At 70.5% G+C, this 15184-nt stretch carries 15 protein-coding genes and 1 pseudogene; 11 read left to right on the top strand and 5 right to left on the bottom strand.

What is annotated here, in order from left to right; all coding sequences use genetic code 11:
• Positions 1 to 49 precede the first annotated feature (49 nt).
• Both ABD374_RS01205 and ABD374_RS01200 read right to left on the bottom strand, forming a co-directional pair.
• On the bottom strand, positions 50 to 1060 hold the full coding sequence (locus ABD374_RS01205; protein WP_344489154.1) for a helix-turn-helix transcriptional regulator: 1011 nt from the start codon (positions 1058 to 1060) through the stop codon (positions 50 to 52).
• Between the two features lie 83 nt (positions 1061 to 1143).
• Positions 1144 to 2154 carry a helix-turn-helix transcriptional regulator gene (locus ABD374_RS01200; protein WP_344489151.1) on the bottom strand — a complete coding sequence of 337 codons (1011 nt, stop codon included), beginning with the start codon at positions 2152 to 2154 and terminating at the stop codon, positions 1144 to 1146.
• Between the two features lie 104 nt (positions 2155 to 2258).
• Here ABD374_RS01200 and ABD374_RS01195 point away from each other — a divergent pair, with 104 nt between their 5' ends.
• Together ABD374_RS01195 and ABD374_RS01190 are read left to right on the top strand one after the other, a co-directional pair.
• Positions 2259 to 2477, top strand: coding sequence for a hypothetical protein (locus tag ABD374_RS01195; protein WP_344489148.1), 219 nt, complete (start codon positions 2259 to 2261; stop codon positions 2475 to 2477).
• Entirely contained in the window at positions 2474 to 2794 is a 321-nt protein-coding gene (locus ABD374_RS01190) for a (2Fe-2S)-binding protein (protein ID WP_344489145.1), read from the top strand. The genes ABD374_RS01195 and ABD374_RS01190 overlap by 4 nt, the downstream gene beginning before the upstream one ends.
• Before the next feature lie 136 nt (positions 2795 to 2930).
• On the opposite strand, the gene ABD374_RS01185 is transcribed toward ABD374_RS01190, so the two are convergent.
• A complete protein-coding gene (locus tag ABD374_RS01185; RefSeq protein ID WP_344489143.1) occupies positions 2931 to 3347 on the bottom strand; it encodes a pyridoxamine 5'-phosphate oxidase family protein in 417 nt (138 codons plus the stop codon).
• 123 nt (positions 3348 to 3470) lie between these two features.
• Between ABD374_RS01185 and clpB the strand changes: the two genes are divergently transcribed.
• Both clpB and ABD374_RS01175 read left to right on the top strand, forming a co-directional pair.
• Positions 3471 to 6056, top strand: coding sequence for an ATP-dependent chaperone ClpB (gene clpB, locus ABD374_RS01180; RefSeq protein WP_344489141.1), 2586 nt, complete (start codon positions 3471 to 3473; stop codon positions 6054 to 6056).
• Positions 6057 to 6179: 123 nt separating this feature from the next.
• Positions 6180 to 6710 (top strand): type III secretion system chaperone family protein, encoded by a 531-nt coding sequence (locus ABD374_RS01175; RefSeq protein WP_344489138.1) that lies wholly within the window; start codon positions 6180 to 6182, stop codon positions 6708 to 6710.
• 87 nt (positions 6711 to 6797) lie between these two features.
• Here ABD374_RS01175 and ABD374_RS01170 read toward each other — a convergent pair whose 3' ends face one another.
• Positions 6798 to 8009 (bottom strand): pyridoxal phosphate-dependent aminotransferase, encoded by a 1212-nt coding sequence (locus tag ABD374_RS01170; RefSeq protein ID WP_344489135.1) that lies wholly within the window; start codon positions 8007 to 8009, stop codon positions 6798 to 6800.
• A gap of 143 nt (positions 8010 to 8152) precedes the next feature.
• On the opposite strand from ABD374_RS01170, the gene ABD374_RS01165 reads away from it, so the two are divergent.
• The 7 genes from ABD374_RS01165 (at position 8153) to fbaA (ending at position 14524) form a co-directional block, all read left to right on the top strand.
• Positions 8153 to 8350: a hypothetical protein gene (locus ABD374_RS01165; RefSeq protein ID WP_344489132.1), complete on the top strand. Its 198-nt coding sequence runs from the start codon at positions 8153 to 8155 to the stop codon at positions 8348 to 8350.
• A 339-nt stretch (positions 8351 to 8689) separates the two neighbouring features.
• Positions 8690 to 9208 (top strand): DUF2617 family protein, encoded by a 519-nt coding sequence (locus ABD374_RS01160; protein WP_344489129.1) that lies wholly within the window; start codon positions 8690 to 8692, stop codon positions 9206 to 9208.
• A 54-nt stretch (positions 9209 to 9262) separates the two neighbouring features.
• Positions 9263 to 10882, top strand: a complete 1620-nt coding sequence (locus ABD374_RS01155; RefSeq protein ID WP_425577092.1) for a polyamine aminopropyltransferase — start codon at positions 9263 to 9265, stop codon at positions 10880 to 10882.
• A gap of 99 nt (positions 10883 to 10981) precedes the next feature.
• Positions 10982 to 11809 (top strand): SRPBCC domain-containing protein, encoded by an 828-nt coding sequence (locus ABD374_RS01150; protein WP_344489123.1) that lies wholly within the window; start codon positions 10982 to 10984, stop codon positions 11807 to 11809.
• 120 nt (positions 11810 to 11929) lie between these two features.
• Complete coding sequence (locus ABD374_RS01145) at positions 11930 to 12718, top strand: aldose epimerase family protein (protein ID WP_344489120.1); 789 nt, start codon at positions 11930 to 11932, stop codon at positions 12716 to 12718.
• Positions 12719 to 12754: 36 nt separating this feature from the next.
• Positions 12755 to 13294 (top strand): orotate phosphoribosyltransferase, encoded by a 540-nt coding sequence (gene pyrE / locus ABD374_RS01140; protein ID WP_344489117.1) that lies wholly within the window; start codon positions 12755 to 12757, stop codon positions 13292 to 13294.
• A 198-nt stretch (positions 13295 to 13492) separates the two neighbouring features.
• Positions 13493 to 14524, top strand: coding sequence for a class II fructose-bisphosphate aldolase (fbaA, locus tag ABD374_RS01135; RefSeq protein WP_344489114.1), 1032 nt, complete (start codon positions 13493 to 13495; stop codon positions 14522 to 14524).
• Between the two features lie 345 nt (positions 14525 to 14869).
• Here the strand turns inward: fbaA and ABD374_RS01130 are convergent.
• Positions 14870 to 14986 (bottom strand): annotated as a pseudogene (locus tag ABD374_RS01130) (helix-turn-helix domain-containing protein); the annotation flags it as partial.
• Positions 14987 to 15184 lie beyond the last annotated feature (198 nt).

Below are 15184 nucleotides of genomic sequence, written 5' to 3'. Positions count from 1 at the left end.
CTGTCGGCCGGGCCGGTTCAGCCGGCCTTGAGGGTGAGGGTGTGGGGAACTACCGCTCCGCCAGGTCGAATGGGGGCAGTTGCGAACGGGGCGCCTCGGCGATGCCGGACTGGACGAGCAGCGCCCCGAGGTGGGTCCGGCCCGAGGCGTTGAGCGCCTGAGCGAGTTTGGCGATGTGGGCGCGGCAGGTCCGTACGCTGATGCCCATCTTGCGGGCCACCACCTCGTCGGTGTTCCCCTCGACCAGGAGCCGCGCGATGCTGCGTTGCACGGCGGTGACGGGGGCGCTGGGGGACACCGGGGGCAGGTGCTCCGCGATGGGGGTGGCCTGGGCCCAGAGGACCTCGTAGACCTGGACGAGATAGGTGACGAGGGCGGGGTGCCGGATTTCGAGGGCGACGTCGCGCTGGCGGGTGGCGGGGATGAAGGCGACCGCGCGGTCGATGATGATCAGCCGCTCGACGGTCTGCTCCACGGTGCGCACCTGCAGCTGTTCGGGAGTGAAGTGCTTCAGGTAGTCCCTGAGGTGCGGGCTGTAACGCGCCGAGTGCTGGTAGATGTGACGGAGGTCGACGCCCCGCTCGCTGGCGGACAGGGCGTGCGCCAGTGCCTCTCGCAGGGCGTTGGGCGGCCGGGTGCTGCCCGGCTGCACCGTCAGCGTCTCCTCGGTGGCGGCGCCGATGGTGTCACCGATGACCGAGCCGATCAGCGGCTTTCCTTCGAGCACGGTGATGGCGAGATCGGGGTCCTCGCTCGCGAGGGCCGTCAGCGGGGCCAATGCGTCGGTCAGCTCGGCGGTCAGACGTACCCGCTCGTGGATCTCCCGCGTGATGGGCTGAAGCAGGTGTGCCAGCGCGGCGGACGGCGGCACGGGGCGCATCCACGCGGCGTCCCGGGGATCGGCGTGCAGCAGCGCCATGTCGATGAGGCACGGGGCGGGTGCGAGGTCGGCGCGTGCGATGCGCCCCGTGCGGAGCGCTTCGGTGTAGAGCCGGATCGCGGGGTCGCACAGTTCCCGGCTGCCGTGCGAATGCGCTGGTTCTTCCCCGTCTCCGCTCATCTGGGCCCCCCCGTTTTTTGCAGTGCAACAAGATGACGGTGGCGAAATCGTAGCCAGGAGGAGAGTGTGGGCGGTGGACGCGGTCAGTGATCCTGCTCCAGGACGCCGGACTGAGCGATGAGGTAGCCGAGTTGGGCGCGGCTGCCGCTGCCGAGGGTGGCGGCGAGCTTGGCTATGTGCGCGCGGGCGGTGCGTACGTTCATACCGAGCCGGCGGGCGATGGCCTCGTCGACGTACCCCTCGACGAGGAGCTTGGCGATGGAGCGCTGGACACCGGATATGCCGTCGGGGGTGTGCTTGTAGCAGACCTGCTCCTGGAGCGGTACGCCTCGTTGCCAGAACTGCTCGAAGACGCCGATCAGGTACTGGACGAGCCCGGGGTGGCGCAGTTCCAGGGCGACTTGCTGGTCGTCGCGGGCCGGGATGAAGGCGACCGTCTGATCGCAGATGATGAGCCGCTCGACGAGTTCTTCGAGCGTCCGGATCTCGACCTTCCCGTCGGCTATCCGGTCCACGTAGGCCATCGTGCCCTGGCTGTGCCGGACGGTGTGCTGGTACAGGGTGCGCATCCGGACCCCGCGGTCTATCAGCGGCCTGTCGCGTTCGAGGGCCTGGTTGAGAATGTGTTCGGTGCGCCGTCCGCCGGGCTGGATCGTCAGTACCTCGTTGCGGCACTCCGCGGTGGCGAGGTTGAGCGCCGCGTTGATCCGGGAGAAGCCTTCCAGCACGGTGATCGCGTGCGTGGGCGCCGGATCCTGGGCGCTGATGGCCATGAACGGCTCGAAGGATTCGGTCAGTTCGAGGGAATGGCGTCTCCGGTCCTGGATTTCGCGTTCCAGGGGGTGGAGTCGCTGCGCCAGCGCGACGGACGGTGGAACCGGACGGAGCCATGTCTCGTCGTCCGGATCGGGATGGAGCAGGGCGAAATCCAGCAGGCACGGGGCCGTCTGCACCTCGGCGCGGGCGATCCGTCCCGCGCTCAGAGCACTGGCATAGAACTCCGCCCCGTCGTCACACAGCTCAGTGACAGCATGGGGATGTGTCGGTTTTGATTGATTTATAGGCAAATCTCCACCCCCCAGGGTCCTGAACATACAGGAACATGATGCATCGGTTCTGTGGCGTTGACGTGCCTGAATGAGCCATCGTCTTTGTGACACGGGGGAGAGGAAACCTTCAAGTGAGGACGAAGCCGACCATGTACAAAATATTGCTTCGCTCGGCGCTTGCCGTTGCTTTCTCTGCGGCCGTGGCTTTCGGGGCCCTGGGTGGCAGCGGCGTGATGGAATCGCCGCTCGACACCGGCTGGGGCAAAGCTCAGCCGGCCGGCCCGCCGGACACCGGCTGGGGCAACGTACAGGCGGAAGGCCCGTCGGACACCGGCTGGGGCGTCGCGCCGGCCAAGACGGACGCATGACCGTTCCACCGGACGACCGCACCTTCAGACGCGAGATGGCCACCGCTTACCGCTCGGGGTGGCACTTCATCGACCTGGTCACGGCCATTCCCCACCGTGGCGACTCGCTGATGGTCACCCTGTTCGGCGAGCCGATCCTGGTCGCGCGTGAAGAGGATGAGGACGTCCGTGCCTACCGGTGCCTCCGCAGGCCCCGGGGGGCACCCAAGCCCGTTCGCTGTGCCGTGCGTTACGGCATGGTGTTCGTCAATCTCGACCAGCGTGACCACCAGCTGTTCGAACCAGAAACCAGCACAGCCACCCCCCGCAGCGCCTGAAGCGATTCCCCCGTCGTTACCGATCGCTCAGGCGCTCCCCCACACAGCGGCGCCATCGTGGACCTGAACACGATGGCGCCGCTGTGCTGCCCGGACCCGGATCGGGGTCCGGGCCCTGACCCGCGCCCGACCCGGATCAGGCCGCGCCCGGGGCGCGGCCCATCGCGCGGTCCAGGGTGATCTCGATCAGCACGCGGTCCGGGTTCGGCGCCGGCGTGCGCGCGTACCGCTCGGCGTAGCGGCGTACCGCCTCCGCGACCAGCTCCGGTTCCGTACGGACGACCGCGCGCCCCTCCAGCGTCGCCCAGTGGCCGCCCTTCACCTGGCAGACGGCGACCCGTGCCCCGTCCGGCCCCGCCGCCCGCACGTTCGCGACCTTCGTGCTGGTCTTGTTGGTGATGACGCGGGCGAGTCCCGCCTCGGGGTCGTACGTCACGCCGACCGGGACGACGTGCGGCGAGCCGTCCGGGCGCGGGGTTGTCAGCGTGCACAGGTGGTACTCGCGCCAGAAGGCGAGGTACTCCGGACCGGGGTTGCGTACGTCGATGGTCATGGTGGCAGCGTAGTCGTGCTGTCCTTCTTCGCCTTGAGTGGAATAGACTCAACTTTGCGCATGCTGAACAAGTCATAGTTGAGGGAGAAAGATCCCCGCCCGCCGAGGAGGAGAGAGAGCGCAGTGGACGCAGAGCTGACCAACAAGAGCCGGGACGCGATCCAGTCGGCGAGCAGTCGCGCCGTGCAGGACGGGCACGCGGACCTCACCCCCGCGCATCTGCTGCTGGCCCTGCTCGCGGGCGAGGACAACGAGAACATCGTCGATCTGCTGGCCGCCGTCGAGGCGGACCAGGCGGCCGTACGGGCCGGGGCCGAGCGCGTGCTCGCCGCGCTGCCCAGCGTGACGGGGTCGACCGTCGCTCCGCCGCAGCCGGGCCGCGAGCTGCTCGCGGTCATCGCCGACGCCTCGCAGCGGGCGAAGGAGCTGGGCGACGACTACCTCTCCACCGAGCACCTGCTCATCGGCATCGCGGCCAAGGGCGGCAGGGCCGGGGACGTACTGTCCCAGGAGGGCGCGAGCGCCGCGGAACTGCTGGAGACGTTCGAGAAGATCAGGGGAGGACGCCGGGTGACCACACCCGATCCGGAGGGCCAGTACAAGGCCCTGGAGAAGTTCGGCACCGATTTCACGGCGGCCGCGCGCGAGGGGAAGCTCGACCCGGTCATCGGGCGGGACCAGGAGATCCGGCGCGTCGTGCAGGTGCTGTCGCGGCGTACGAAGAACAACCCGGTGCTGATCGGTGAGCCGGGCGTCGGCAAGACCGCCGTGGTCGAAGGACTCGCCCAGCGCATCGTCAAGGGCGACGTGCCGGAGTCGCTCAAGAACAAGCGGCTGGTGTCGCTGGACCTGGGCGCGATGGTCGCCGGGGCCAAGTACCGCGGCGAGTTCGAGGAGCGGCTCAAGACCGTCCTCTCCGAGATCAAGGAGAGCGACGGCCAGATCATCACCTTCATCGACGAGCTGCACACCGTCGTGGGGGCCGGCGCCGGCGGCGACTCCGCCATGGACGCCGGAAACATGCTCAAGCCGATGCTGGCCCGCGGCGAGCTGCGCATGGTCGGCGCGACGACCCTCGACGAGTACCGCGAGCGGATCGAGAAGGACCCCGCCCTGGAACGCCGCTTCCAGCAGGTGCTGGTCGCCGAGCCGAGCGTCGAGGACACCATCGCAATCCTCCGCGGCCTCAAGGGGCGGTACGAGGCCCACCACAAGGTGCAGATCGCGGACTCCGCGCTGGTGGCCGCCGCGACCCTCTCCGACCGGTACATCACCTCCCGCTTCCTCCCCGACAAGGCCATCGACCTCGTCGACGAGGCCGCCTCGCGCCTGCGCATGGAGATCGACTCCTCGCCCGTCGAGATCGACGAGCTCCAGCGCTCCGTCGACCGGCTGAAGATGGAGGAGCTCGCGCTCAAGAACGAGTCCGACCCGGCGAGCAGGCAGCGGCTGGAGAAGCTCCGCCGCGACCTCGCCGACAAGGAGGAGGAGCTGCGCGGCCTCAACGCCCGCTGGGAGAAGGAGAAGCAGGGCCTCAACCGCGTCGGTGAGCTGAAGGAGAAGCTCGACGACCTGCGCGGCCAGGCCGAGCGCGCCCAGCGCGACGGCGACTTCGACACCGCCTCCAAGCTGCTGTACGGCGAGATCCCCGGCCTGGAGCGCGAGCTGGAGGAGGCCGCCGCCGCCGAGGCGGAGGCCCGTACCGACACCATGGTCAAGGAGGAGGTCGGCCCCGACGACATCGCGGACGTGGTCGGCTCCTGGACCGGCATCCCCGCCGGGCGCCTGCTCGAAGGCGAGACGCAGAAGCTGCTGCGCATGGAGGACGAACTCGGCAGGCGCCTGATCGGACAGCACGAGGCGGTACGGGCGGTCTCGGACGCGGTACGCCGCACCCGCGCCGGCATCGCCGACCCCGACCGTCCGACCGGCTCGTTCCTCTTCCTCGGCCCGACCGGTGTCGGCAAGACCGAGCTGGCCAAGGCGCTCGCGGACTTCCTCTTCGACGACGAGCGGGCGATGATCCGCATCGACATGAGCGAGTACGGCGAGAAGCACAGCGTCGCCCGGCTGGTCGGCGCCCCGCCCGGCTACGTCGGCTACGAGGAGGGCGGCCAGCTCACGGAGGCGGTCCGCCGCCGCCCGTACAGCGTCGTACTCCTCGACGAGGTCGAGAAGGCGCACCCCGAGGTCTTCGACATCCTGCTCCAGGTCCTCGACGACGGCCGCCTCACCGACGGCCAGGGCCGGACGGTGGACTTCCGCAACACCATCCTCATCCTGACCTCCAACCTCGGAAGTCAGTACCTCGTCGATCCTCTGACCAGCGCGGAAGTGAAGAAGGAGCAGGTCCTGGAGGTCGTACGGACCTCCTTCAAGCCGGAGTTCCTCAACCGCCTCGACGACCTGGTCGTCTTCTCCGCGCTGTCGGGGGACGAGCTGGCGCACATCGCCGAGCTCCAGATCGGCCGCCTCGCCAAGCGCCTCGCCGACCGCCGCCTCACCCTCGACGTCACCCCGGCCGCCCTGGCCTGGCTGGCGGACAAGGGCCAGGATCCGGCCTACGGGGCCCGGCCGCTGCGCCGCCTCATCCAGACGGCGATCGGCGACCGGCTCGCGAAGGAGATCCTGGCGGGCGAGGTCACCGACGGCGACACGGTACGGGTGGACCGCTTCGAGGACGGACTGGTCGTGGGCGCCGCCCGGTAGCGGTTCCGGCGCAGTCCGGCGGAGTTCAGCGGAGGGCGAAGGACCCCGGCCCGCTTTCGCGGCTAGGGTCGATGTCAGGCAGCCACCCGAGACCCCACACGCGAGATCCCAGGAGTACTGAACATGTCTATCGACCCGTCCTCGATTCCCAACTTCGGGGGCCAGCCCGAACCGCAGCCGGAAGGGCCGGCCGGCCCCGTCGTCCCGGACCAGGACCTCGTCAAGCAGCTGCTCGACCAGATGGAGCTGAAGTACGTCGTCGACGACGAGGGCGACCTCGCCGCGCCGTGGGAGGAATTCCGCACGTACTTCATGTTCCGCGGCGAGGACGACCAGCAGGTCTTCTCGGTGCGGACCTTCTACGACCGGCCGCACGCGATCGAGGAGAAGGTCCAGCTCCTCGAACTGATCGACGACTGGAACCGCCGCACGCTGTGGCCCAAGGTCTACAGCCACACCCACGACGACGGCACCGTCCGTCTCATCGGTGAGGCGCAGATGCTGATCGGCACCGGCGTCAGCCTGGAGCACTTCGTCTCGTCGACGGTCGGCTGGGTGCGCGCCTCGATCGAGTTCGACAAGTGGCTCGTCGAGCAGCTCGGCCTGGAGAAGGACGTCGACTCCGCCGACGGCGACGGCGGCGACGACGCCTGAGCGGCGGCGCGCCGCACAGCGGAACCGGGGCGGTCGTCACCAGGCACACCCCGTAACCCGACGACAGCCCGGTGCCGGCCGACCGTGCTAGCCGCCGGCCAGGCCCTTCAGACGGGCCACCGCGTCCTGGAGCACCTCGGTCCGCTTGCAGAAGGCGAACCGCACGAACGGGGCGCCCTCCTCCCGGTGGTCGTAGAAGACCGCGTTCGGGACGGCGACCACCCCGCACCGCTCGGGCAGCGCACGGCAGAAGGCGAAGCCGTCGGTCTCGCCCAGCGGACGGATGTCGGTGGTGACGAAGTACGTGCCGGCCGGGCGGTAGACCTCGAAGCCGGCATCGGCGAGCCCGGCGGACAGCAGGTCGCGCTTGGCCCGCAGGTCCTCGCGGAGGCCCGTGAAGTACGCCTCCGGCAGCCGCAGGGCCTCGGCGACGGCGTACTGGAAGGGCCCGGCCGACACGTACGTCAGGTACTGCTTGGCGCTGCGGACGGCCGTCACCAGGGCGGGGGACGCGGTGATCCAGCCGACCTTCCAGCCGGTGAAGGAGAACGTCTTTCCCGCCGACGACACGGTGACCGTGCGCTCGCGCATGCCGGGCAGCGACGCGAGCGGGATGTGCTCGCCGTCGAAGACCAGGTGTTCGTAGACCTCGTCGGTGACGACGAGGAGATCGCGCTCGACCGCGAGCGCGGCGATCGCGGTCAGCTCCTCGCGGGAGAGGACGGTGCCGGTGGGGTTGTGCGGGGTGTTGAGGAGGAGGAGGCGGGTGCGAGGGGTGACGGCGGCACGGAGTTCGTCCAGGTCGAGTACGTACCGGTCCTCGTGCGGGCGCAGGGTGACCGGGACGCGGGTGCCGCCCGCCATCGCGATGCAGGCGGCGTACGAGTCGTAGTACGGCTCCAGCGCGACGACCTCGTCGCCGGGTTCCACCAGGGCGAGGAGGGACGCGGCGACCGCCTCGGTGGCGCCGGCGGTGACGAGCACCTCGGTGCCGGGATCGTAGGACGTCCCGTAGAAGCGCTCCTGATGGGCGGCGATCGCGGTACGCAGCTCGGGGACGCCGGGGCCGGGCGGGTACTGGTTGCCGCGGCCGTCGCGCAGGGCACGAACGGCCGCCTCCCTGATCTCCTCGGGGCCGTCGGTGTCGGGGAAGCCCTGGCCGAGGTTGATCGAGCCGGTGCTCAGGGCCAGCGCCGACATCTCCGCGAAGATCGTCGTCCCGAACTCCGCCAGCCTGCGGTTGAGCAGGGGGCGGTGGCCGTGGTCCCGGCCGTGTGCTTGGTCTGTCGGCGTCGTCATGACGGCCATCCTGGGCCGAAGCTCTGGAGTTGCTCAAGTCTGCTTTGGCTCCGCACCGCCGAGGGCATCACCCGGTCACGCAAGACACGCACACGGAAGAAGCGAGCACCTCGCTTCGGGGGACCGGAAGGGCGGTGAGGGCCGTGGGGATCGTGGGATTCGGCCTGCTGGTGATCGTGGGGCTGACCGTGCTCGCGGGCAAGCGCGGCCGGGGGCCGGGCGGCCACTACAGCGGTGGCGGCAGCTGGTGGGAGGGCAGCCAGAACCGTGGTTCGTCCTGGGGCGGCGGGGGCGGTTGCGGCGGGGGCGGGGGTGGTTGCGGCGGGGGCGGAGGCGACTGACACGGGGCAGTCGCCTCCGCTTCCACCGCAACGCGGAGCCGTCGCTCCGTATACCGCAACAGCACCGCGCAGAACGTCAGACCCATGCGCCCGGCGGGGCAACTCCCGCCGGGTGCTTTTCTGTTGAACAATTGAACCGGTAGTCCCCCGGGGGGTGGAAACCACGTCAAGTTGGGTAAAAGCGCTGTGACCGCAGCACCCTACGTGATTCCCTCGCTGTCGAGAACACCAGCCCTCGGACCTCATGTGGACCCGAGCAGGCGGTCCCCGAATTCCCCCACACCGCATCCCGGGTGACCCCTGTCTGCCTTTCCGAACGCCTGTTTGCGGAGCCCACTCATGCTCACGACCCTCAAGACCGCCTACACCGACACGCGCGCCGCCGATCTGGCCTGGGCGCTGGGGCTCGGGCCGCTGCCGGCCCTCGCCGTGCTCGACCTGCGACTGGGCGGCGCCACGATCCAGTTGAGGCTCCTCGGCGCCTCCCACCAAGTGCTCCTGGAGGAGGACGAAAGCACCTGTTCCGAGACGGTCGCCTGCATGTCCGGCACCAGTACGCCATTGCCGCTGGGCGTGGCCAAACGGCTCGGAGCGTGGGAGTACGAGTTCGCCGCCCGTGTGGAGACGCTCTCCCAGGGGCAGTTCGCGGGCCGGGCGCAGGAACTCCTCGCGCTCGTCGCCGACCACCCCCATGGCCTGGCGGGCACGTTCCCCGGCAGTCCGCACGCGTTCACGGCGATGCTGGCGCAGCGGTGCGAGGGCCAGGTGCGGTGGCGCACCTGGCACGCGTATCCGCAGGAGGGCCGGTTGGTGGCGACGCGATCACGGGTCGGCGCACGTATGCCTGCGACTCTGTAGATGCACTCTTACGGGTGACGGTCGGTCAGTCCGCCGTGACGTACCGTTCCCATGGTGATCGATGCGCCTGTGTCGCTGTCGGCGCCGGAAGCCCCGGCGGCCCTGCCCGTGCGTCCGCGGACCGGCCGTTTCCTGGTGCTCGGCGCGGTCTTCGTCTGCGCCGCGTGCGGCCTCGTGTACGAACTCGAACTGGTCGCCCTCGCTTCGTACTTGATCGGGGACTCCGTCACCCAGGCGTCCGTCGTGCTCTCGGTGATGGTCTTCGCGATGGGCGTCGGCTCGCTGCTCGCCAAGCGGCTGCGGTGCCGCGCCGCGGTCGGCTTCGGACTGGTGGAGGCCGCGCTGGCCCTGGTCGGCGGCACCTCGGCGCTGGTGCTCTACACGACGTTCGCCTGGTTCGGCGGGGCGCGGTACGCGCTGGTCGGCTTCTCGCTGGCCATCGGGGTGCTCATCGGCGCCGAGATCCCGCTGCTGATGACGCTGATCCAGCGCATGGCCCGGCGCGGGGAGGGCCGGGACACGAGCGGCGACGTGGCGGACCTCTTCGCCGCGGACTACGTCGGGGCGCTGGTCGGCGGCCTCGCCTTCCCGTTCCTCCTGCTGCCGCTGTTCGGTCAGCTGACCGGGGCGCTGCTGACCGGGGCGGTCAACACGGTGGCGGGCGGGGCGCTGGTGCTGTGGCTCTTCCGGCACGAACTGGCGCGGCGCGAGCGCTGTCTGCTGGTCGTCGCGAACGTGCTGGTGCTGGCGCTGCTCGCCACCGCGACGGCCCTCGTCGACGACTTCGAGCGGGCGGCGCGGCGGGCGGTGTACGGGGAAGGGGTGCGGGTCGCCGTGCAGACCGGCGTACAGGAGATCGTCGTCACCGGCGGTCCGGACGGGCGGCTCGACGTCTTCCTCGACGGGCGGCTGCGGGTCGGCGGCCGCGACGAGCACCGGTACCACGAGGCGCTGGTCCACCCCGCGATGCGCGGACACCATGCGCGCGTGGTGATCCTGGGCGGCGGTGACGGGCTGGCGGCGCGGGAGGTGCTGCGCTACCCGGACGTGGAGTCGCTCACGGTGGTGGAGCTGGACCCGGATCTCGTCGAACTGGCCCGCGACGACCCCGCCCTGTCGGCGCTGAACGGGGGAGCCCACCGGGATCCGCGGCTGCGGGTCGAGACCGCCGACGCGTTCACCTGGCTGCGGGACGGGGGGCGGGGCGGGCGGCCGTACGACGTGGTCATCTCGGATCTGCCCGACCCCGGCATCACACCGAGCACGAAGCTGTACTCCCAGGAGTTCTTCGGGCTGGCGTCACGCGTCCTGGCGGACGGCGGGCGGATGGCCGTCCACGCGGGGCCGCTGGCGACCCGGCCGCGCGTCTACTGGACGGTCGACGCGACGCTGCGGGCCGCGGGGCTGCGGACACGCCCGTACCGTACGACCGGCCGCCTCTCCGGCTTCGTCGCGGGCCCCGACCGCGACCCGGGCACGGCGGTGGCCCCGCGCGACTGGGGTTTCGTACTCGCCGCGCGGGACACGCGCCCCGCCCTCGGCCTCGCGGCCGGTGCCCCCCGGCTGCGGTCGCTGACGCCGGCGGTGCTCCGGGCCGGGGAGCGGTCGGCACAGGAGGCGCGGGTGCCGGGAGTGGTGGCGTCGACGCTGGTGCATCCGCGGTACGCGCACTGACCGCCCGTGGTGTCCGTCGGATCACTTGTGCGGATTCCCGGTACGGATTCCCCACCGGGGCGGGTGCGGGGCGGGCATGCGTGAGTAGGCTCGGGTCCCATGGAGCATGAGGTGTTCGTTCCGGTTCCGGCAGAGGCCCTGCGACACGCCCTGGGGGACCCCGCCCGGGTCGCGCGCTGCGTTCCCGGCCTCCAGCAGGACGCCGACGAGGCGTCCGGTCCGCTCACCGGACGGCTGAGGGTCCGCATCGACGGCCACACGATCACGTACCGGGGGACCCTGCGCGTCACCGGCCGCCCGGACGGCACCTTCACCGTCGAGGGCCGGGGCACGGAGGCCCGCGGCACGGGGTCGGTCAAGGTGGCGCTGACGGTACGCCTGAGGGAGGCCGACGGCGGTACGACGGTGACGTACACGGGTACGGCGAGCGGCGAGGGCCGCATCGCGGAGCTCGACGCGCCGGCGACGCTGTCCGCGTCCCACCGCCTGCTGGACCGCTTCACCACCCGCCTGGCGGAACCCCCGGCCGGCGACACGCGGGCGGACGCACGCACGGCGGCCGATGCCGATGCCGATGCCGAGGTCGTCGCCGACGCCGGAGGGAGCGGTGAGCCGCGGGCGTCGGTCTTCGAGACCGAGGTGCCGCCGCCGTCGCTGGATCCGCTGGCCGACGTGCCCGGCCTGGCGGACGTGCCCGGGGTGCCCTCGCCGCCGGAGCCGCCGGCCGAGGCGGCGCATGCGCGCCGCACCATGATCGGCCGCAGTGCGGAGGAGGTCGACCACGCGCCGCCGCGCGGGCGGTACGCCCCGGTACCCGCCCCGCAGTCGACGTCGACGACCGACACCCTGCGCTGGATCGCCCCCGCCGCCGCGTTCGCGCTGGCCTCGGCGGTCGTGGTGGGGCGGGTGCTGCGGCGCAGACGCTGAGCCCCGGCCGCGGGAACAACGGCCGGGGGGAACGCGAGGGAACGGGGGAACGCGAGGGAACGTCGAGGAACAACGCCGTCGCGCACGCCCCGCCGGGCGGCAGACCTTAGGGTCGGGAACGTGAGCACCCAAGAGACGCGACTGGCGGCGGGCGACGCCGAGCTGATCATCGACCCGGACAACGGCTGCCGCATCACCGGCCTGCGCATCGGCGGGACCGAGCTGCTGCGGCAGGGGGAGCGGTACGGCTGCTTCCCGATGGTGCCGTGGTGCGGGCGCATCGGCCACGGCAGGTTCCTCAGCGGCGCGACCCCGCACCAGATGCCCCTCAACTCCCCGCCCCACGCGATCCACGGCACGGGCCGGGACACCGCCTGGCACACGGCCCGCGCCGAGAAGAGCGAGGCCGCGTTCACGTACGACCTGGCCGAGCCGTGGCCGTACCAGGGCCGGGTCACCCAGGGTTTCGGGCTGACCGGGGACTCCCTCACCCTGACGATGGGGATCGAGACGTACAGCGACTCCTTCCCGGCGCAGGCCGGCTGGCACCCCTGGTTCCTCCGCAACCTCGGCGGGGAGGACGTGCGGATCGATTTCACCCCCGCCTGGCAGGAGGAGCGCGGCGACGACCACCTCCCCACCGGACGGCGGACCGAGCCCCGGCCCGGCCCGTGGGACGACTGCTTCGGGATGCCGGACGGCGTGGACGTCACGCTCACCTGGCCGGGGCAGCTGGAGCTGAAGGTGGCCAGCCGCGCCGAGTGGGTCGTCGTCTACGACGAGCAGACCGAAGCGGTGTGCGTGGAGCCGCAGACCGGGCCGCCGAACGGGATCAACACGATGCCGCGGTACGTGACGCCCATCGAGCCCCTGGAGACCGAGACCACCTGGACCTGGCGGCGGCTGTGACGCGGCGGCGGCGACGGCGGCTTTAAGCTCATGGGCATGACTGACGTACGTGGTGAGCTGCTCCAGCAGATCAAGGACAAGGCCGTGGTGCACGGCAAGGTGACCCTGTCTTCGGGGATCGAGGCCGACTGGTACATCGACCTGCGCCGGATCACGCTGGACGGCGAGGCCGCGCCGATGGTCGGCCAGGTGATGCTCGACGCCACCGCCGAGCTGGACTACGACTGCGTGGGCGGTCTGACGCTGGGCGCCGACCCGGTGGCCACCTCCATGCTGCACGCGTCGCACGCGCGCGGGCAGCGGCTCGACGCCTTCGTCGTACGCAAGGCGGGCAAGGCGCACGGCATGCAGCGCCGCATCGAGGGCACGGACGTCAAGGGCCGCCGCTGCCTGGTCGTCGAGGACGTCTCGACCACCGGCGGCTCGCCGCTGACCGCCGTCGAGGCGGTCCGCGAGGCGGGCGGCGAGGTCGTCGGCGTCGCGGTGATCGTGGAGCGGGGCGCGGCCCCGAAGATCGCGGAGGCGGGTCTTCCGTACATCAACGCCTACTCGCTGGACGAGCTCGGGCTCGCGTAACCGCACCCGCGCCCATCCTGACCTGCGCGTTCGACCGAGGGCGGATTGTTTCATGTGAAACGGTCCGCCCTTCGCGCAGGTCCGGACCGTACGCAGGGTGGAGCCGGGGCGAGAGTCTGGAAAGATGGGGGCGACGATGACGTCGCCCCCAGGTCAGGGCCCAGCACCACACACCCGCACGTCATAAGGAGCGGACAGATGCCCATCGCAACCCCCGAGGTCTACAACGAGATGCTCGACCGGGCGAAGGCAGGCAAGTTCGCCTACCCGGCCATCAACGTGACCTCGACCCAGACCTTGCACGCGGCACTGCGCGGATTCGCGGAGGCCGAGAGCGACGGCATCATCCAGATCTCCACCGGTGGCGCCGAGTTCCTGGGCGGCCAGTACTCCAAGGACATGGTGTCCGGCGCCGTCGCGCTGGCCGAGTTCGCGCACATCGTCGCCGCGAAGTACCCGGTGACGATCGCGCTGCACACGGACCACTGCCCCAAGGACAAGCTGGACACGTACGTACGTCCGCTGATCGACGTGTCGGCCGAGCGCGTCGCCAAGGGCCTGAACCCGCTCTTCCAGTCGCACATGTGGGACGGCTCCGCCGAGACCCTCGCCGACAACCTGGCCATCGGCCAGGAGCTGCTCGCGAAGGCCGCCGCCGCGAAGATCATCCTCGAGGTCGAGATCACCCCGACCGGCGGCGAGGAGGACGGCGTCACCCACGAGATCAACGACGAGCTCTACACGACCGTCGACGACGCGCTGCGCACCGCCGAGGCGCTGGGCCTGGGCGAGAAGGGCCGCTACCTGCTGGCCGCCTCGTTCGGCAACGTGCACGGCGTCTACAAGCCGGGCAACGTCGTGCTCCGCCCCGAGCTGCTGAAGGACCTCCAGGCGGGTGTCGCCGAGAAGTACGGCAAGACCGCCTCCCCGGGCCCCTTCGACTTCGTCTTCCACGGCGGCTCCGGCTCCACGGCCGAGGAGATCGCCACCGCGCTGGAGAACGGTGTCGTGAAGATGAACCTCGACACCGACACCCAGTACGCCTTCACCCGCCCGATCGCGGACCACATGTTCAAGAACTACGACGGCGTCCTGAAGGTCGACGGCGAGGTCGGTTCGAAGAAGACGTACGACCCGCGCACCTGGGGCAAGCTGGCCGAGGCGTCGATGGCCGCGCGCGTCACCGAGGCGTGCGCGAACCTGCGCTCCACGGGCACGAAGCTCAATTGACGATTTTCTCCTGGCCGAGGCCGGGAGATTCCCTTCGGCCGACCACTGTCCATGAGTGGTCGGCCGGTTGGGTTTCACGCGTCCGCCGTGTCGGTTGAGCTTGCGTACCGCGGCCGCCTGGCCCGGCAGCGGGACGGAGAGTCGGCACCCGCGCTTCTTGAACGCCGGGAACCCCGCAGGGTGTGCAGGGCTGAAGAAGTTGTCGTACGCCGCATCCAAGTGCCGCAGCACCTGCTGGCCGGCCTGCGCGGGCAACTCGGCCAGCCACGCCAGTTCGCTCTCGGAGCGGGCCTCGGTGAGATAGCGGCAATGCTCAACCGCGCGAACACTGCGGCCGCGCTGCTGGTACACATGACTGCGCTGAGCGAGGGCCACATTCCACAGAGCACGTGCTGTATGACCCCACCTGGTCAGGGTCTGCTCCTGAACCACGGTGGGGTACAGCCTGTATTTGCGCCCCATGTCTGCTTTCCCACGGCAGACCGTACGTGTCAGCACAGTCGACTACCCCACCAAAGGGGATTATTCACACTCCAGTGCCCATAATGGAACGCGCATTCGAATATGGGAGTCGCCCCGGTGCTGAGCATCGTCAAGCGGTACCTCGTGCGGCAGATTCGGTTCCTGTGAATCGGACTTTCCACAGTGATGCGCCGGCGC

The organism is Streptomyces enissocaesilis, assembly GCF_039533765.1.
Classification (GTDB): domain Bacteria; phylum Actinomycetota; class Actinomycetes; order Streptomycetales; family Streptomycetaceae; genus Streptomyces; species Streptomyces enissocaesilis.
Note: the sequence above shows the minus strand (reverse complement) of the source record. Positions and strands in the feature narration are given on the sequence as shown.